Here is a 17,117-nt window from a genome sequence, read left to right on the forward strand (position 1 = left end):
AGCGGCGACAGGTCTGGCGACGACTGTCGTCGAGGTGGTGGGTACTTGCGGGATGGTCGTCCGGGGACCGACCGGGGTCGGCGCTCACGTCGGACAACTCGGAGAACACTACGGATGGGGTCCAGGCGTGTCAACTTCGGGGCGGGCCCGGCCCCGGCGGCGTACTCTGGGGGCGTGATGACGCGTACGTGCACCCAGCTGTGGTGGGCCGCCTGACGGCGGCCGTACTCACGTATGCATGCAACGGCCGCCGCCTCGGCGGCCGTTCTCGTATCTCCCTCCCGGAGGGGCGGCCGCCGCGGCGGCGGTCCTGACCAGGAGGTGGAGAGATGAAGCGGGTCTTCAGCGGGGTCAAGCCGACCGGGCATCTGACGCTGGGGAACTACCTCGGGGCCATGCGGCAGTGGGCTGCCGTCGATCAGCACCGGGCCGACGCGCTGTTCTGCATCGTCGATCTGCACGCGCTGACCGTGGACCACGATCCGGCGCGGGTGCGGCGGCTCAGTCGGCAGGCGGCCTCGCTGTTGCTGGCGGCCGGGCTGGATCCGGAGCTGTGCACCGTGTTCGTACAGAGCCATGTGGACGAGCACACCCGGCTGTCGTACCTGCTGGAGTGCGTGGCCACCGACGGGGAGATGCGGCGGATGGTCCAGTACAAGGAGAAGGCGGCGCGGGAGCGGGTGCGGGGCGGGAGCGTGCGGCTGTCGCTGCTGACGTATCCGGTGCTGATGGCGGCCGACATCCTGGCGTACGGTGCCGACGAGGTGCCGGTCGGGGAGGACCAGGCGCAGCACGTGGAGCTGACACGGGACGTGGCCGTGCGGTTCAACCAGCGCTACGGGCACACGTTCGTCGTTCCGCGGGCGACGGTGCCGAAGGTGGCCGCCCGGGTGATGAACCTCCAGGATCCGACGTCGAAGATGGGGAAGAGCGACGACAGCGGGCCCGGGATCGTCTATCTGCTGGACGAGCCCGACGTGGTGCGGAAGAAGGTCATGCGGGCGGTGACCGACAGCGGCCGGGAGGTCGTGTACGACCGGGCGGAACGGCCGGGGGTGGCCAATCTGCTGGAGATCCTGGCCGCCTGTGCCGGCGGGGTCCCGGAGGAGCTGGCCGCCGCGTACGGGTCGTACGGGGATCTGAAGCGGGATGTCGCGGAGGCCGTGGTGGAGGTGCTGCGGCCGGTGCGTGAGCGGCACCGGGAGTTGTGCGCCGACCCCGGTCACGTGGAGGGCGTGCTGCGGCGCGGGGCGGAGCGGGCGCGGGAGACGGCGCGGCCGACCGTGGATGCCGCCTATCGGGCGATCGGGCTGCTGCCGCCGGTGCCGGAGGCGGCGCCCGTGGTGGTGAACGCGGCGCGGTAGGCGCGGGGGCTGGTGGCGAGGCGCGATGCGAAGTGCTGGCGCATCGTGACCTCGCTGCCGAAGCCGGACCGGCGGGCGACCTCGGGCATGGGCAGGTCGGTGCGCTCCAGCAGTCTCTGGGCCGCGGCGAGACGCTGGTCGAGGAGCCAGCGGCGGGGGGTGGTGCCGGTGGCGGTGGTGAAGCGGCGGGCGAAGGTGCGCGGGGACATGGCCGCGCGTGCGGCCAGGTCGGCGACCGTGAGGGGCTCGTGCAGGTGGCGCAGGGCGTGTTCGCGGACGGCGGCGAGAGCGTCGGCGTCGCGGTCGGCCCGGGGGGTGGGGTGTTCGATGAACTGGGCCTGCGTGCCCGTGCGGAAGGGGGCGGTGACCATCGAGCGGGCGATGGTGGCGGCGGCCTCGGCGCCGTGGCACACGCGGACCAGGTGGAGACAGAGGTCGATGCCGGCTGCCGTGCCGGCGGAGGTCCAGATGGTGCCGTCCTGGAGGAAGAGGGCGTCCGGGACGACGGTGACTCGGGGGTGCCGGGTGCGCAGGAGGTCGATGAGCCTCCAGTGGGTGATGGCGCGGCGGCCGTCGAGCAGTCCCGCCTGGGCGAGCGTGAAGGCGCCGCCGCACAGGGCGGCGATGGTGGTGCCGCCGGCGTGGGCGCGGCGGAGGGCGTCGAGGACGGGGGCGGGGGCCGGGGTGATGTGGTCGTCGAGGCCGGGGACGACGACCAGGTCGGCGCCGTCGAGCCAGGCCAGGCTGCGGTCGGGGTGGAGAGCGAGGCCGCCGCGCATCGGGATGGCGTCGGTGCCGTCGGCGGCGACTCGGCGCAGGTCGAAGGCGGGGGCGCCGCGGTCGGTGCGGTCGGTGCCCCAGACCTCGGTGATGACGGAGACGTCGAAGGCCCGGATTCCGGGGAAGGCCAGGAGGGCGACGCGGTAGGGGGCGGTGGCCGGGGCTGCCATGGGTGGCAGTAAACCATCGATCGATGACTTTCCGTCCGCTGGGAGGGGCGGGCCCTCGGCGGCACGATCGGGGGCATGGACATCGACATCGCGGGCAATGCGGCGCTGGTCGTCGTGGATGTGCAGCAGGGCTTCGAGGAGCGGGAATTCTGGGGGCCGCGGAACAACCCGGCGGCGGACGACAACATCGCCGCCCTCATCGACGTATGGCAGTCGACGGGGCGGCCGGTCGTGTTCGTGCGGCACGACTCCCGGGAACCGGAGTCTCCCCTGCGGCCCGGGCGGGACGGCAACGGGTTCAAGGAGTACGTGGAGCGGCGCCGCGGGAAGGGGGCCGGCGCGGAACTGCTGGTGACGAAGTCCGTGAACTCGGCGTTCCTCGGGACGCCGGATCTGGCGGACTGGCTGCGCGCGGAGGGGATCGCGCAGCTCGTGCTGGCCGGGATCCAGACGAACATGTGCGTCGAGACGACGGCCCGGATGGGCGGGAACCTGGGGTTCGGCGTGTTCGTCGCGTTCGACGCGACGTACACCTTCGACCTGGAGGGTCCCTTCGGGTGGCGGCGGAGCGCGGAGGAGCTGGCCCGGGCCACGGCGGTGTCGCTGCACGGGGGCGGGTTCGCGACGGTGGTGACCACCCGGGAACTGGTGGCGGCGGCACAGTGAGCCGGTCTCCGGCCGGGGGCGGGGGCGGCGGACGCCGGGGGGTGCGGCGGACGCCGGGGGGGTGCGGCGGACGCCGGGGGGGTGCGGCGGTGGGACGCGCCCCCCGGCTGCGGTCACGCGCCGTCGATCTCGTCGACCTGCTGCGCCGAGGCCATGGCGCCGTCCCAGACCCGGACGATCTTGACGCGGGCGGGCAGGTGGTGGGTACGGGTCTCGCCGTTCGTCGCGGCGCCGACCGTGAACGCCCCCGATCCCGGGGCCGCGGCAAAGGGGCGGGCGTCACCGTTGCGAACGGAGCCGATGTAGAGCGCGATCGTTCCGTCCTGCGCGTCGTGGACCGCGGTCAGCCGGACGGGGGTGTCGGTCCGGGCGGCCTCCTCGGAACTGACCGCCTCGTACGTGCCGTCGGTGTTCAGTCGGCCGAAGCGCCAGAGGCCGACGGGGACCAGCTTCTCCTCGAAGGTCTCCGGGTCCAGCACAGTCGTCCAGCCGGTCGCCTCGTACCACAGTCCCCAGGTGGAGCCGTCGGCCGAGCGGCGGCCGAGGACCATGCCGACGTAGCCCGGTTCCTTCTCGGCCAGAGCGGCTCCGTCCAGCGTGACCTCCGTGCTCACCGTGAACGAACCGGTGTCGTCGACCAGCGGTCCGTTCGCCACCGCCGCGTCGTCCACGCCGTCGAACAGGAACTCCTCACCGTCCGGTGCCGTGCCGCCGGACAGCGTCAGTGTGTGGCCGTAGCCGGAGGTGGTGTCGGGCAGGGTGGTGCCGCTCGCGCCGTCGGCCGACCACACGGCCACCGGCTCCACGGCGTTGTACGCGCCGTTGACGACGAGACGGGCCTCGTCGGCGATCTCTGTGTCCGTCAGCGGGCGACGCCAGACAGCTGCCTCGTCGAGGGTGCCGCCGAAGTGGTCGCCGTACTCGCCGGAGGCCGACCGCAGGGGCGCCCGGCCGAACTGCAGGGGGCCGTCCGACTCGCCGGGGGCGGCCGCGGTGCCGGTGGCCTGCAACCTGCCGTTGACGTACAGCCGGGCTTCATCGGCCGGTGCGTCGTACACCGCTGCCAGGTGGGTCCACACCTGCGGTGACGCGGGCTGCTGGGCTGTGAGCGTCCGGTGCTCCGCCTCGCCCGGCGCGGCGGTGCGCAGCGCCCAGGTGCCCCGGGCCCCTTCATAGAACAGGCGGAATCCTCTGGGCCCGCCCTGGGCCAGAACCGCCTGGTCGGCGGCGCCGAGTCGATCCGGACGTACCCATATCGACAACGTGTACGAGGTGGAGGAGTCGATCACGGAGTCGGTCGTCGTCGCGTGTCCACTGGTGCCGTCCAGGGTCAGGCCGCGGTCCGTGACGGACTGGTTCAGCCGGGCGCCCTGAGAGTCGTGGGTCAGGACGCCGCGTCGTCCGCGGTCGTCGCGGGTGGCGCCGTCGGACAGGGCGGCGTCGTGCCGCGGGGCCCCCGTCGCCGTGCCCGAGTCGAGCGCCGGGCCGGTGGCTTCGTCGAAGTGCCAGCGACCCGTCGGCGTTTCACCGGCCGCAACCTTGAAGTCCAGTACGGCGGTGGTGCCCGGCCGGCCGGCTTCGTCGACCGCCCGCACCCGGAGCCGGTGGAGACCGGGCTGCTGTGGGATGTAGGTGACCGAAGCGATGGAGCCGGACACCGACGACCAACTGGGCCCGGAGGACAGCCGGTACTCGTAGGAGGCGATGTCCGTGTCGGGCTCGCCCGGGGTGAACGTGAACGTCACGGCCGTGCCCGGCCCCCCGCGGCCCGGACAGGCTTCGGCCAGGCACGCGGTGTAGGGCTCGGACAGCGTGATGCGGGGTGGCAGCGGTGCCGAGGCGGTCTGTCGGCCCTGGCCGGCGTGGCGTTCGGGAGCCGCTTGCGCCGTCGTCGCGGGCACCGTCAGTGCGGCGGCGGCCATCACGAGCGTGGCGGCCGCCGCTCCGGCCGTCCGATGCCGCCGTCTCCTGTCACGCCCGTCGCTGTCGGATCGTCCCCACCCCAGTGACACGATGTGTCCCCTCCTACGCGATCTTGACATGTGCGCGGAATTCAACATCTCTGTTCACGTAGCGTCAAGACATCGGCGGGCGGGGCGGGTACGGGTACGCGCGGCAGTGCGGTGTCAGTCCTTGGTGCCCGAGGCGAGTTCGCGGCTGCGGTCCCGGGCGGCTTCCAGGGCGGCGATGAGGGCGGCTCGTACGCCGTGGTTCTCCAGTTCGCGGATGGCGTTGATGGTGGTGCCGGCCGGTGAGGTGACGTTCTCGCGGAGCCTGACGGGGTGTTCGCCGCTGTCGCGGAGCATCACCGCCGCGCCGATGGCGGACTGGACGATCAGGTCGTGGGCCTTGTCCCGGGGGAGGCCGAGCAGGATGCCGGCGTCGGTCATGGCTTCGACCAGGAAGAAGAAGTACGCCGGGCCGGAGCCGGAGAGGGCGGTGCAGGCGTCCTGCTGGGACTCGGGGACGCGGAGGGTCTTGCCGACGGCGCCGAAGATCTCCTCGGCGTGGGCGAGGTGCTCGGCGGTGGCGTGGGTGCCGGCGGAGATGACGGACATGGCCTCGTCGACGAGGGCGGGGGTGTTCGTCATGACGCGGACGACCGGGGTGCCGGGAGCGAGGCGTTCCTCGAAGTAGGCGGTGGGGATGCCCGCGGCGCCGCTGACGATGAGGCGGTCGGCGGGGACGTGGGGGGCGAGTTCGTCGAGGAGGGCGCCCATGTCCTGCGGCTTGACCGTGAGGATCAGGGTGTCGGCGGTCTTGGCGGCCTCGGCGTTGGTGACGGGGGTGACTCCGTAACGGCTGCGGAGTTCGTCGGCCCGTTCCCGGCGGCGGGCGGTTACCAGGAGGTCGGCCGGGTCCCAGCCGGCCCGGATCACTCCGCTGAGCAGGGCTTCGCCGATCTTGCCGGTGCCGAGGACTGCGACTTTCTGGGTCATGGCTTTCGGTGCCCTCCTGGGGTGCCCTCCGGGGGTGCGTCGTCCGTCGTCATCCTCGCATTTCCGGGGGCGGGCGGGGGGTGGGTGTCCGGTGGGCGGGATGTCGGGCGGTGGGCGGTGGGAGAGGGGAGTGTCTTCCCCTGCTACGTCGTGCGGCGGCGCAGGGTTGCGGCGCCCAGGGCCAGGACGAGGAGCGCGCAGCCGGCGACGATCAGGATGCCGCGCAGGAAGGCGGCGGTCAGGTCGGTGTGGTGCAGGACCTCGTTCATGCCGTCGACCGCGTAGGACATGGGGAGGACGTCGGAGATGGCCTCCAGGACCGGGTGCATGCTGTCGCGGGGCGCGAAGAGGCCGCAGAGGAGGATCTGCGGGAAGATCACCGCGGGCATGAACTGCACCGCCTGGAACTCCGAGGCGGCGAAGGCCGAGACGAACAGGCCGAGGGCCGTGCCGAGGAGGGCGTCCAGCAGGGCGACGAGGAGCAGCAGCCAGGGGCTGCCGGCGACGTCCAGGCCCAGGAGCCAGAGGGCCAGGCCGGTGGCCAGTGCCGACTGGACGATCGCCAGGGTGCCGAAGGCGAGGGCGTAGCCCGCGATGAGGTCGCCCTTGCCCAGGGGCAGGGCGAGGAGGCGTTCGAGGGTGCCCGAGGTGCGCTCGCGCAGCGTGGCGATCGACGTGACCAGGAACATCGTGATCAGCGGGAAGATCCCGAGCAGCGAGGCGCCGATGTTGTCGAAGGTGCGCGGGCTGCCGTCGAAGACGTAGCGGAGCAGGAGCAGCATCACGCAGGGGATGAGGAGCAGCAGCGCGATGGTGCGCGGGTCGTGGGCGAGCTGGCGCAGGACACGGGCCGCGGTGGCGGTCGTGCGGGAGAGGCTCAGGGCGCGGGGCGGGGCGGGACGCGGGGCGATGGCCGGGTGCGTCGTGGCCGGGCGCGTGGTGGTCATCGGGTGCGCTCCTCGGTGCGGACGGTGGCCTTCGCCTCGCGGACGGTGGCCTTCGCCTCGTCGACCAGGTGCAGGAAGGCCGCTTCGACCGTCTCGGAGCCGGTACGGGTGCGCAGGGCGTCCGGGGTGTCGTCGGCGAGGAGTTCGCCCGCGCGCATGAGGAGGAGGCGGTGGCAGCGCTCGGCCTCGTCCATGACGTGGGAGGAGACGAGGAGGGTGGCGTCGCGGTCGGCGGCGAGGCCGTGGAAGAGGTCCCACAGGTCCCGGCGCAGGACGGGGTCCAGGCCGACCGTCGGTTCGTCGAGGACCAGCAGCTGCGGGGCTCCGAGCAGGGCGACGGCCAGCGAGACGCGGCTGCGCTGCCCGCCGGAGAGCGTGCCGGCCAGGGCGTCGGCGTGACCGGTGAGGCCGACGTCGGCGATGGCTCGGCCGACGTCGGTGTGGCGCTGGTCGGCGAAGGCGCGGCCGGGGGTGAGGATCGCGGCGAAGTAGTCGAGGTTCTGGCGGACGGTCAGGTCGTCGTAGACGGACGGGGCCTGGGTGACGTAGCCGACGCGGCTGCGCAGGGCGGGGTGGCCGGCGGGCCGGCCGAGGACGTCGAGGGTGCCGGTCACCTTGGCCTGGGCGCCGACGACGGCGCGCATCAACGTCGACTTGCCGCAGCCGGAGGGGCCGAGGAGGCCGGTGATCCGGCCGCGCGGGACGGTGAAGTCGAGGCCTCGCAGGACCGTGCGGGGGCCCCGGGCGACGGTGAGGTTCTCGGCGCGGACGGCGGGGGCGGCGGAGAGCGGTGGCGCGGGGGCCGGTGGTGCGGGGGGTGGTTCGTGAGCGAGTGGTTGTCGATCGGGGGGTTCGTGGTCGCGTGGGTCGTGGTCGGGTGGGTCGGGTGCCCCGGGAGATTTATTCATCATCTGATGAATAGTCCTCCCGGGGATGGGCCGCGTCAAGCCACCGATGGCCGGTCCCGGGACTTGGTGGCGAGGAGGAGGACGACGTCGTACGTCTCCTCCACGGCTCCGTCCGGGAAGAGGTCCAGAAGGCGGTTCCGCTCCTCGGCGAGGAACGCCGCGCTGCGCTGCTCGCCGTGGACGAGGAAGATCGAGTGGCTGCCGATGTTGGCCAGGTGGGTGTCGATCGGGACGCGGCGGCTCCAGCGCACCTCGCGGCGGGCGAAGTCGAGACGGCCGGAGGGGTCGGCGACTCGGGGCCCCAGCTCCTGTTGCTCGGCGGAGACGTGCCGGCCGAAGTGACGTGCGGCGCGCTCGGCCTGCTCGGCGATCCACGGCACGTCGAGGGCGTCGGTGTTCCACCACAGCGCCAGGGCGCCGCCCGGCCGCAGCACGCGCAGGGCCTCGGGCACGGAACGGGCGGGGTCCGTCCAGTGCCAGGCCTGGGCGTAGGTGAGGACGTCGACGGAGTCGTCGGCGAGGGGGAGGGCGTCGCCGGTGCCGCGGACGATCGGCACGTCGGGCAGGGTACGGCGGAACTGGGCGGCCATGCCGTCGCCGGGTTCGACGGCGATCACGTCGGCGCCGCGGGCGTGCAGCAGGGCGGTCGCGAGGCCGGTACCGGCGCCGATGTCCGCGACGCGGGCGCCGGTGAGGGGGCGGGCGGCGAGTTCCTCGATCGCGTCCAGGAGGGCGGGCGGGTAGGAGGGGCGGTGGGCGGCGTACTGGGCTGCGGCGGTGTCGAAGGAGCGGGCCCGGGCGGAGTGGGTGGGGTGAGGGGTGGAGGTGGGTGTGGAGGTAGGTGTGGAGTTGGAGGCGGAAGGGGAGGCGGAGGTGCCGGGGGATGTCGTCATACGGCCATGGTGGCCGGTGGGGTGCGGGCGGGGCTGGGCGATTTTCGGCGGAGTGCTGCGGGGGCGGGGCCTGCCCCGCCCCCCGCGGCCGCGGCGGCGCAGGTGGGCCGGTGGGGTCAGCGGCGGCGCTTCTTGGGGTTGCCCGAGCGGCGGGACGTGCGCTTCGCGTGCTGGGCGCGGGCCGTCTCGTACTCGGCGCGGTGCAGCTTCTCGCCGGGGGCCTCGACGAGGGAGCGGAAGAAGTACGCCACCAGGGAGCCGACGAAACCGACGGCCAGCAGGCCGCGCAGGGACGCCTGGCGGTCGGGGTCGGGGCGGGTGGTGAAGCCGGACCATGTGTGGCGGAACGCCAGGGCGCTGCACACCGCGAACATCACGACCATCAGGAGCGTGACGAAACCGCCGATCTCGGCGATCCGAAGGCCCTGGTAGGCGACGCGCAGGAGCAGGCAGGCGGCGACGGCCGCGGCGAGCGAGCCGACGGAGACGGCGACGCGGCGGGCCGCATAGCCGCCGTCGTGGTCCACCCAGGTGGTGCCGAAGAAGCGGATCGCCTCCGGGCTCGGGCCGGCGATCGGCGTGGAGCCCGCGGGGGTGTCCGGGGTGCCGTTGGTTCCCTTGGTGCCGTTCTCTGCGCTCACGCGTCGATTATGGCTCCGGCACCCCCGCGGGCCATGGGCGGTGGCTACGAGCAGCGGTGGGTGACGTAGCCGTCGCTGCCCGTGCGGACGTAGGTGTCCGAGACGTACTGGCCGTTGCCGATGTTGTCCCAGATGTTCGACGTGCCGTACGGGCCCGTCACCGTCTGCCCCGGAGTCTGGCAGTAGATCTGGACACTGGCGCCCTCGGGCAGGACGCGCACGATGGCGTACTGGGTGCCGGGGCCGCTGCGGACGTTCAGGCGGACGCCCGGTGCGACGGAGTAACGGCGCGCGGCCGCGATCGCTGTCGTGGCGACCGCCTCTCGCTCGTCCCCGCCCTCGACTTCCGCAACGTTCTCCACGGTCATGGTGAAGCCTCCCCCGTTTGACGCTCGCCCCATGGCCGGTACTGCCATGGGGGCCCGTTGATTCCCCGGATCACGCCTTCAAACACCTGTGCGCGATTCGCACACGGAGGCTAGCAAGCCGCCTCCGCCTCGTACGCCTCATCGACTAGGCTCCGTGCGTCGCGCGCGCGAACGAACAGCACGGGGGTGGTTCCATGGCGCCACAGCGGAACGCCGGAGCGGGCGCGGAAGCGGAACGTCCGGAAGAGCTTCCGGAATACGCCGGTCACTACCGGCTGGAGTCTTGTCTCGGGTCCGGCGGCATGGGTGTCGTGCACCTGGCCCGCAGCACCTCGGGGATGAAGCTCGCGGTGAAGGTCGTGCACGCCCAGTTCGCCAAGGATCCCGAGTTCCGGGGAAGGTTCCGGCAGGAGGTGGGCGCGGCGCGGAGGGTGAGCGGCGCCTTCACCGCACCCGTCGTCGATGCCGACCCGGAGGCCGAACGGCCGTGGATGGCGACGTCGTTCATTCCCGGCCCGACCCTCTCGGAAGAAGTGAAGCGGAACGGGCCCATGGGCCCCGCCCAGTTGCGTCGCCTGATGGCCGGGCTCGCCGAGGCGCTGCGGGACATCCACCGGGTCGGGGTCGTGCACCGGGATCTGAAGCCGAGCAACGTGCTACTGGCCGAGGACGGGCCGAAGGTCATCGACTTCGGCATTTCCCGGCCGGCCGACAGTGAGCTGCGCACCGAGACGGGCAAGCTGATCGGCACGCCGCCGTTCATGGCACCCGAACAGTTCCGGCGGCCCCGCGAGGTGGGTCCGGCGGCCGACGTCTTCGCGCTCGGCTCGGTGCTGGTGCACGCGGCACGCGGGCGAGGGCCGTTCGACTCCGACAGTCCGTACGTCGTCGCCTATCAGGTCGTACACGACGAGCCCGACCTGACGGACGTACCGGAGGAGCTGGCTCCGCTGGTCCGGCGATGTCTGGCCAAGGAGCCCGAGGAGCGGCCGACGCCCGACGAGCTGATGCGGGAACTGCGGTCGGTGGCGGCCTCGTACGACACGCAGACGTTCACAGCGTCGCGCGTGGCGGAGGCGAACGGCCCCGAGCAGGAGCCGGCGGCCCCCAAAGCCTCGGCAGCCCCCAACACCTCCGGCACTCCCGCCACCTCCGACTCTCCGGGCAACCCCGTACGCCCCGCCAGGCGCCGCCCCGTCAAGTGGGCCGCCCTCGGTGGCGGGGCGCTGGTGGCCGCCGTGGCCGCCGCGCTGGTCCCGCTGCTGTCGGCGGGCGGCGACGAGGCGCCGCGCGGTGGTGGGCCGCACCAGGCCGTGGCCGCCCGGTTCACCGCCTGGGAGGCCGAGCCGGTGGGCGGGCAGGGCATGCCCCAGTGCTCGTACGGGGCGGACGCGCTGATCTGCGCCCGTACCGGACTGGTCTTCGCCCTCGACCCGGCAGAGGGGCGCCCACTGTGGCGGCAGCACGTCGATCCGGTGCTGCGCAGCACCCCGCCGGTGCTGTCGGCCGGACTGGTGCAGCCGGTCCTGGACCACGGCACGGGCCTGCGGGCGCTCGACCCGGCCTCGGGAGAGACACACTGGCAGCGCGGCGACCCGGCGTACAGCGGGGTGACCGCGGCCGGCGGGACGCTGCTGCTCACCCGGGCCGACGGGACGGTCACCGGGATGGACGCCGCCTCGGGCGACATCGAGTGGAACCGGCGGTTCCAGGGGCAGCCGCGGCCGTACTTCCGCTGGTTCGGCGACGAGGCGACGAGGTCTGCGACGACGTCTGCGACCGCGTACGCGACAGCGGTGACCGACGACGGCTCGCGCACCCGGGTCACCGCGGTGGACCCGGCCACGGGTGAGGTGCGCTGGGACACAGAGCTGTCGGGCACGCTGGATCTGCTCGGCGCGGCGGACGGCTTCGTGTACTTCGCCGAGGGAGACACCGTGTACGGGCGGGCCGAGGCCGTGGTCCGCTACACCCCGGACACCGGATCCGTCCGCCGGGTGACACTGCCGGTGCCGGTCGACACCGCCCAGGGCACCGTGCACGGGACCGACGTCCACCTGATGGGCGCCGGCGGTTCCCTGGTGGCCGTGGACATGGCGGCGGGCAGGCAGCGCTGGCGGCTGGAGACCGGTATGGCCCGCGGCTCCGCCCCCGCCGCCGACGGCCGGCACGTCTACGTCACCGGCCCCGACGGGCGGCTCCTCGGCGTGGACGCCCGCGAGGGGCGGCTGCTCGGCCAGACGCCGCCCCGGCTCGGCGCCGGGGACACGGTGCCCGCCGCGCTGCCCGCGCCCGTGGCCGCCGGTGGCCGGGTCTACGCCGGTGCCCCCGACGGCACGGTGTTCGCGGTGGACGGACGGGACCCGGCCGCCTGGTAGGTCTGTCCGCCAGGACGCCGGAGCGCCACGGCGCCCGGAGGACACCTGCGCGCCGCACGCCGGAGCGCCACGGCGCCCGGTCGCTCGTGCGCGCCTACGGCGGTCAGGGGCCCCGCGCGCGCCCGGCGGCTCAGCCGAGCTTGCTGACGTCCCGGACGGCTCCCTTGTCGGCGCTGGTGGCCATCGCGGCGTAGGCGCGCAGGGCCGCCGAGACCTTGCGCTCGCGGTTCTTCGGCGCGTACGAGCCGTTCAGCGCCTGCGCACGGCGGGCCAGCTCGGCGTCGTCGACCAGCAGGTCGATGGAGCGGTTGGGGATGTCGATGCGGACCCGGTCGCCGTCCTCGACCAGGGCGATGGTGCCGCCCGAGGCCGCCTCCGGGGAAGCGTGGCCGATGGACAGGCCGGAGGTGCCGCCGGAGAAGCGGCCGTCCGTGATCAGGGCGCACGCCTTGCCCAGGCCGCGGCTCTTCAGGTACGAGGTCGGGTAGAGCATCTCCTGCATGCCGGGGCCGCCCTTGGGGCCCTCGTAGCGGATGACGACGACGTCGCCCTCCTTGACCTGCTTGGTGAGGATCTTCTCGACGGCCTCCTCCTGCGACTCGCAGACGACCGCCGGGCCCTCGAAGGTCCAGATCGACTCGTCCACGCCCGCCGTCTTGACCACGCAGCCGTCGACGGCGAGGTTGCCGCGCAGCACCGCCAGGCCGCCGTCCTTGGAGTAGGCGTGCTCCGCGGAGCGGATGCAGCCGCCCTCGGCGTCCTCGTCCAGGGAGTCCCAGCGCTCGGACTGGGAGAAGGCCTCGGCGGAGCGCTTGCAGCCGGGGGCCGCGTGCCACATCTCCACGGCCTCCGCCGACGGGGAGCCGCCGCGGATGTCCCAGGTCTTCAGCCAGTCGGCCAGCGAGGGGCTGTGGACGGCGTGGACGTCCTCGTTGAGCAGGCCCGCGCGGTGCAGTTCGCCCAGCAGGGCCGGGATGCCGCCGGCGCGGTGCACGTCCTCCATGTAGTACGTGCGGCTCTTGGCGACGTTGGGCGCCACCTTCGCCAGGCACGGGACGCGGCGGGAGAGGGCGTCAATCTCGGTGAGACCGAAGGGGACCTCGGCCTCCTGGGCCGCGGCCAGCAGGTGCAGGATCGTGTTGGTCGAGCCGCCCATCGCGATGTCCAGGGCCATGGCGTTCTGGAAGGCCTCGAAGGTGGCGATGTTGCGGGGCAGGACCGAGTCGTCGTCCTGCTCGTAGTAGCGGCGGGTCAGGTCCAGCACCGTGCGGGCCGCGTTCTCGTAGAGCGCCTTGCGGGCCGTGTGGGTGGCCAGCACCGAGCCGTTGCCCGGGAGGGAGAGGCCGATGGCCTCGGTCAGGCAGTTCATCGAGTTGGCGGTGAACATGCCGGAGCAGGAGCCGCAGGTCGGGCAGGCGTTCTCCTCGATCCGCAGCACGTCGGCGTCGGACACCTTGTCGTTCGCCGCCTCCACCATGGCGTCGATCAGGTCCAGCGTGCGGACCGTGCCGTCGACCAGGGTGGCGCGGCCGGCCTCCATCGGGCCGCCGGAGACGAAGACGGTCGGGATGTTCAGGCGCAGGGCCGCGTTGAGCATGCCCGGGGTGATCTTGTCGCAGTTGGAGATGCAGATCAGGGCGTCGGCGCAGTGGGCCTCGACCATGTACTCCACGCTGTCCGCGATCAGGTCCCGGGAGGGGAGGGAGTAGAGCATGCCGCCGTGGCCCATCGCGATGCCGTCGTCGACGGCGATCGTGTTGAACTCGCGCGGGATGCCGCCGGCCTCCTTGACGGCCTCGCTGACGATCCGGCCGACCGGTGCCAGGTGGGTGTGGCCGGGCACGAACTCCGTGAAGCTGTTGGCGACGGCGATGATCGGCTTCCGGCCGATGTCCCCGCCCGGTACACCGGAGGCACGCATAAGGGCGCGGGCGCCCGCCATGTTGCGGCCGTGGGTGACTGTGCGGGACCTCAGCTCGGGCATCGTCGCTCGCTCCTTCAGAGAGTGCTGCCAGAGAGTACTGACTGTCGACGAGCGTACGCCGGTCATCCAGGGGCCGGGACAAGGTGTCCGGAATGCGGGACGCACGTCTCGCGGGCGGGGGTGTGGCGGCGCAGGGGCCGGCCGCCGCCAGGGCACGGGCACGGGCACGGGACCGGGCACGGGACCGAGTGCCGGCGGTCTGCGGGATCAGGCCGCCCCGGCGGTTCGCGGGAGCGAGGGCCGCCGGTCCACAGGGCAGGCACCGCCGGTCCACAGAGCAGGCACCGCCGGTCCGCAGGGCCGAGGGCCGGCGGTCCACCGGATCGGGCGCCGTCGCCGGATCGGGCGCCGTCGGCCGGGTCGGGCGCCGTCGGCGGGGTCGGGCGCTCTCGGTCCGGGGGTCAAGGGCCGGTGAGGTGGCCCTGTACGACCGGCGCGAGCCGGGCGATGATCCGCTCCGGGTCCGCCGAGGCCAGCGGCTCGACCTTGATCACGTAGCGCAGCATCGCGGTCCCCACCAGCTGCGCCGCCGCCAGCTCGGCGCGCAGCTCCGCCTCCCCCTCCGGCAGGTCCAGCTGGGCGGCGATGCGGTGCAGCAGCTGGGTGGCGATCAGCCGGCGGAAGACGGCGGCGGCGGTCTCGTTGTTGACGGCGGAGCGGACGATCGCCAGCAGCGGGGTACGGGTGGCCGGGTTCTCCCAGACGCCGAAGACGAAGCGGGTCAGCCGCTCGCCGACGCCGTCGAGCGGGCCCTCGGCAACGGCGTTCGGTGCGTTGAGGGCGGGGGCGAAGGCGACCTCGACGGCCGCCGCGAAGACCCGTTCCTTGGTCCCGAAGTAGTGGTGGACGAGCGCCGGGTCGACGCCGGCCGCCTTGGCGATGCCGCGGACGGACGTCTTGTCGTAGCCGCGTTCGGAGAACTCCGCGCGGGCCGCGGTGAGGATGCGGTCGCAGGTGCCGGCGGACTGAGTGCGCGGCGGGCGGCCGCGGCGGCGGACGGGCGTGCCCGGTGTGTCCTCGGTGCTGTCGCTCATCGGCGCGGTACCCGGGCCGCGCCGGCCAGGTGCCGTCGGGTGAAGGCCAGCGCCTCGGCGAGGTCGGCCTCGCGCTCGGCACCGGACATCGCGCGGCGGGTGTTGACCTCGATGACGACGTGGCCGCCGAAGCCGGTGTGCGCGAGGCGCTCCAGGACCTCGGCGCAGGGCTGCGTGCCGCGGCCGGGGACGAGGTGCTCGTCCTTGGCCGAGCCGCGACCGTCGGCGAGGTGGATGTGGCCGAGGCGGTCGCCCATGCGGTCGATCATGTCCAGCGCGTCGCTGCGGGCCGTCGCGGTGTGGCTGAGGTCGATCGTGAAGTGCCGGTAGTCGTCCTTGGTGACGTCCCAGTCGGGGGCGTAGGCGAGCATCTCGCGGTCGCGGTAGCGCCAGGGGTACATGTTCTCGACGGCGAATCGCACATCCGTCTCGTTCGCCATCCGCCAGATGCCGTCGACGAAGTCGCGGGCGTACTGGCGCTGCCAGCGGAAGGGCGGATGGACGACGACCGTGCTCGCGCCGAGCTTCTCGGCGGCGGACCGGGCCCGCTGGAGTTTGGTCCACGGGTCGGTGGACCACACCCGCTGGGTGATCAGCAGACAGGGGGCGTGGATGGCCAGGACCGGCACGTGGTGGTAGTCGCTGAGCCGGCGCAGCGCCTCGATGTCCTGGCTGACCGGGTCGGTCCACACCATGACCTCGACACCGTCGTACCCGAGGCGCGCGGCGATCTCGAAGGCCGTCGCCGTCGACTCCGGGTAGACGGAGGCCGTCGACAGGGCGACCTTCACATCCGGGATGCGGACAACGTCCCTTCGTTCTGCCACGAGGGACAGGTTACGGGGTGGAGTCGGTCGTCCGCGGGGCGCCTGTTCGTCGTTGTGGCGTTTGCCATAGGCGGGTGCGGTGAGTGCCCGGCCGGGGCGCCCGCCCGTGGCAGCCCCGGGCCGAGGGCGCCCGCCCATGGCAGCCCCTGGCCCCTGTCCGGGCGCGCCCGCCCGTGGCAGCCCCGGGCCGAGGGCGCCCGCCCGTGGCAGCCCCCGGCCCCTGTCCGGGCGCTACCCCTGGCCCATGTGGTCGAGGCGCCGCAGGATCACGCCCTCCCGCAGGGCCCACGGGCAGATCTCCAGCGTCTCCACGTCGAACAGGTCCATCGCGCCCTCGGCGACCAGTGCGCCGGCCAGCAGCTGGCCGGCCCGGCCCTCCGAGACCCCGGGGAGTTCCGCGCGCTGGGCCGTCGTCATTCCGGCCAGCCGGGGGACCCACGCCTCCAGGGACGCCCGCTTCAGTTCGCGCTGGACGTAGAGGCCCTCCGCGGAACGGGCGGCGCCGGCGATGCGGGCGAGCTGCTTGAAGGTCTTGGAGGTGGCGACGACGTGGTCGGGGGCGCCGAGGCGGGTGAACTCGCCGACCGTGCGGGCGATCTCGGCGCGTACGTGGCGGCGCAGGGCGCGTACGTCGTCCGGGCGGGGCGGGTCGTCGGGCAGCCGGAGGGCGGTCAGGCGGCCCGCGCCGAGCGGCAGGGAGACGGCCGCGTCGGGTTCCTCGTCGATGCCGTAGGCGATCTCCAGGGAGCCGCCCCCGATGTCGAGGACCAGCAGTCTGCCCGCGGACCAGCCGAACCAGCGGCGGGCGGCCAGGAAGGTCAGCCGGGCCTCCTCCTCGCCGCTGAGGACCGTCAGCTCGACGCCGGTCTCACTGCGTACGCGCGCGAGGACGTCGTCGGCGTTGCGGGCCTCCCGTACGGCGGAGGTGGCGAACGGCAGCAGGTCCTCGACGCCCTTGTCCTCGGCGGCCTGGAGGGCGTCGTGGACGACCGCGATCAGCCGGTCGACGCCGTCGGGGCCGATCGCGCCGTCCTCGTCGAGGAGCTGGGCGAGGCGCAGTTCGGCTTTGTGCGAGTGCGCGGGCAGCGGGCGCGCGCCGGGGTGCGCGTCCACCACCAGCAGATGCACCGTGTTCGAACCCACGTCGAGGACACCGAGTCTCATGTACGGAACGCTACTGCCAGCGGGGCCGCGGACCGTCCCCGGTACGGGTACGAG

General features: G+C 73.4%; 15 protein-coding genes. 3 read left to right on the top strand and 12 right to left on the bottom strand.

The window, feature by feature from the left end:
• The first annotated feature begins 329 nt into the window (after positions 1-329).
• Complete coding sequence (trpS, locus tag ACLGIH_RS14550; protein WP_416525667.1) at positions 330-1,364, top strand: tryptophan--tRNA ligase; 1,035 nt, start codon at positions 330-332, stop codon at positions 1,362-1,364.
• Here the strand turns inward: trpS and ACLGIH_RS14555 are convergent.
• On the bottom strand, positions 1,295-2,314 hold the full coding sequence (locus ACLGIH_RS14555; protein ID WP_416525668.1) for a GlxA family transcriptional regulator: 1,020 nt from the start codon (positions 2,312-2,314) through the stop codon (positions 1,295-1,297). The genes trpS and ACLGIH_RS14555 overlap by 70 nt on opposite strands.
• A gap of 81 nt (positions 2,315-2,395) precedes the next feature.
• On the opposite strand from ACLGIH_RS14555, the gene ACLGIH_RS14560 reads away from it, so the two are divergent.
• Complete coding sequence (locus ACLGIH_RS14560) at positions 2,396-2,980, top strand: cysteine hydrolase family protein (RefSeq protein ID WP_416529383.1); 585 nt, start codon at positions 2,396-2,398, stop codon at positions 2,978-2,980.
• Positions 2,981-3,093: 113 nt separating this feature from the next.
• Here the strand turns inward: ACLGIH_RS14560 and ACLGIH_RS14565 are convergent, their stop codons facing one another.
• The 7 genes from ACLGIH_RS14565 to ACLGIH_RS14595 form a co-directional block, all read right to left on the bottom strand.
• Positions 3,094-4,902, bottom strand: coding sequence for a laminin G domain-containing protein (locus ACLGIH_RS14565; RefSeq protein WP_416525669.1), 1,809 nt, complete (start codon positions 4,900-4,902; stop codon positions 3,094-3,096).
• A 204-nt stretch (positions 4,903-5,106) separates the two neighbouring features.
• Positions 5,107-5,919, bottom strand: coding sequence for a pyrroline-5-carboxylate reductase (gene proC, locus ACLGIH_RS14570; protein WP_416525670.1), 813 nt, complete (start codon positions 5,917-5,919; stop codon positions 5,107-5,109).
• Between the two features lie 143 nt (positions 5,920-6,062).
• Positions 6,063-6,866, bottom strand: coding sequence for an ABC transporter permease (locus ACLGIH_RS14575; protein WP_416525671.1), 804 nt, complete (start codon positions 6,864-6,866; stop codon positions 6,063-6,065).
• The gene (locus tag ACLGIH_RS14580; protein ID WP_416525672.1) at positions 6,863-7,777 is read right to left on the bottom strand and encodes an ABC transporter ATP-binding protein; all 915 of its coding nucleotides are present in this window, start codon (positions 7,775-7,777) and stop codon (positions 6,863-6,865) included. The genes ACLGIH_RS14575 and ACLGIH_RS14580 overlap by 4 nt, the downstream gene beginning before the upstream one ends.
• A gap of 32 nt (positions 7,778-7,809) precedes the next feature.
• Positions 7,810-8,667 carry a class I SAM-dependent methyltransferase gene (locus ACLGIH_RS14585; protein ID WP_416525673.1) on the bottom strand — a complete coding sequence of 286 codons (858 nt, stop codon included), beginning with the start codon at positions 8,665-8,667 and terminating at the stop codon, positions 7,810-7,812.
• Positions 8,668-8,783: 116 nt separating this feature from the next.
• On the bottom strand, positions 8,784-9,308 hold the full coding sequence (locus ACLGIH_RS14590; RefSeq protein ID WP_416525674.1) for an EamA/RhaT family transporter: 525 nt from the start codon (positions 9,306-9,308) through the stop codon (positions 8,784-8,786).
• 44 nt (positions 9,309-9,352) lie between these two features.
• Positions 9,353-9,676 carry an SH3 domain-containing protein gene (locus ACLGIH_RS14595; RefSeq protein ID WP_416525675.1) on the bottom strand — a complete coding sequence of 108 codons (324 nt, stop codon included), beginning with the start codon at positions 9,674-9,676 and terminating at the stop codon, positions 9,353-9,355.
• 194 nt (positions 9,677-9,870) lie between these two features.
• Here ACLGIH_RS14595 and ACLGIH_RS14600 point away from each other — a divergent pair, with 194 nt between their 5' ends.
• Positions 9,871-12,054 (top strand): serine/threonine-protein kinase, encoded by a 2,184-nt coding sequence (locus tag ACLGIH_RS14600; protein WP_416525676.1) that lies wholly within the window; start codon positions 9,871-9,873, stop codon positions 12,052-12,054.
• 130 nt (positions 12,055-12,184) lie between these two features.
• On the opposite strand, the gene ilvD is transcribed toward ACLGIH_RS14600, so the two are convergent.
• From ilvD to ACLGIH_RS14620, 4 genes are all read right to left on the bottom strand, one after another.
• Positions 12,185-14,038 carry a dihydroxy-acid dehydratase gene (ilvD, locus tag ACLGIH_RS14605; RefSeq protein WP_416525677.1) on the bottom strand — a complete coding sequence of 618 codons (1,854 nt, stop codon included), beginning with the start codon at positions 14,036-14,038 and terminating at the stop codon, positions 12,185-12,187.
• Positions 14,039-14,439: 401 nt separating this feature from the next.
• On the bottom strand, positions 14,440-15,072 hold the full coding sequence (locus ACLGIH_RS14610) for a TetR/AcrR family transcriptional regulator (RefSeq protein ID WP_416525678.1): 633 nt from the start codon (positions 15,070-15,072) through the stop codon (positions 14,440-14,442).
• On the bottom strand, positions 15,069-15,899 hold the full coding sequence (locus tag ACLGIH_RS14615; protein WP_416525679.1) for a sugar phosphate isomerase/epimerase family protein: 831 nt from the start codon (positions 15,897-15,899) through the stop codon (positions 15,069-15,071). Before ACLGIH_RS14615 ends, ACLGIH_RS14610 begins: the two co-directional genes overlap by 4 nt.
• 231 nt (positions 15,900-16,130) lie before the next feature.
• Positions 16,131-17,063 carry a Ppx/GppA family phosphatase gene (locus tag ACLGIH_RS14620; RefSeq protein WP_416525680.1) on the bottom strand — a complete coding sequence of 311 codons (933 nt, stop codon included), beginning with the start codon at positions 17,061-17,063 and terminating at the stop codon, positions 16,131-16,133.
• Positions 17,064-17,117 lie beyond the last annotated feature (54 nt).

Origin of the sequence: Streptomyces hamibioticus, from assembly GCF_047946815.1 — a bacterium.
GTDB lineage: Bacteria > Actinomycetota > Actinomycetes > Streptomycetales > Streptomycetaceae > Streptomyces.

What these genes read in the sequence shown, in the direction of transcription:
- trpS (WP_416525667.1), top strand. Translation starts at nt 330, where the DNA reads ATGAAGCGGGTCTTCAGCGGGGTCAAGCCGACCGGGCATCTGACGCTG.
- ACLGIH_RS14555 (WP_416525668.1), bottom strand. Translation starts at nt 2,314, where the DNA reads ATGGCAGCCCCGGCCACCGCCCCCTACCGCGTCGCCCTCCTGGCCTTC.
- ACLGIH_RS14565 (WP_416525669.1), bottom strand. Translation starts at nt 4,902, where the DNA reads ATGGCCGCCGCCGCACTGACGGTGCCCGCGACGACGGCGCAAGCGGCT.
- proC (WP_416525670.1), bottom strand. Translation starts at nt 5,919, where the DNA reads ATGACCCAGAAAGTCGCAGTCCTCGGCACCGGCAAGATCGGCGAAGCC.
- ACLGIH_RS14575 (WP_416525671.1), bottom strand. Translation starts at nt 6,866, where the DNA reads ATGACCACCACGCGCCCGGCCACGACGCACCCGGCCATCGCCCCGCGT.
- ACLGIH_RS14580 (WP_416525672.1), bottom strand. Translation starts at nt 7,777, where the DNA reads ATGATGAATAAATCTCCCGGGGCACCCGACCCACCCGACCACGACCCA.
- ACLGIH_RS14585 (WP_416525673.1), bottom strand. Translation starts at nt 8,667, where the DNA reads ATGACGACATCCCCCGGCACCTCCGCCTCCCCTTCCGCCTCCAACTCC.
- ACLGIH_RS14595 (WP_416525675.1), bottom strand. Translation starts at nt 9,676, where the DNA reads ATGACCGTGGAGAACGTTGCGGAAGTCGAGGGCGGGGACGAGCGAGAG.
- ACLGIH_RS14600 (WP_416525676.1), top strand. Translation starts at nt 9,871, where the DNA reads ATGGCGCCACAGCGGAACGCCGGAGCGGGCGCGGAAGCGGAACGTCCG.
- ilvD (WP_416525677.1), bottom strand. Translation starts at nt 14,038, where the DNA reads ATGCCCGAGCTGAGGTCCCGCACAGTCACCCACGGCCGCAACATGGCG.
- ACLGIH_RS14610 (WP_416525678.1), bottom strand. Translation starts at nt 15,072, where the DNA reads ATGAGCGACAGCACCGAGGACACACCGGGCACGCCCGTCCGCCGCCGC.
- ACLGIH_RS14620 (WP_416525680.1), bottom strand. Translation starts at nt 17,063, where the DNA reads ATGAGACTCGGTGTCCTCGACGTGGGTTCGAACACGGTGCATCTGCTG.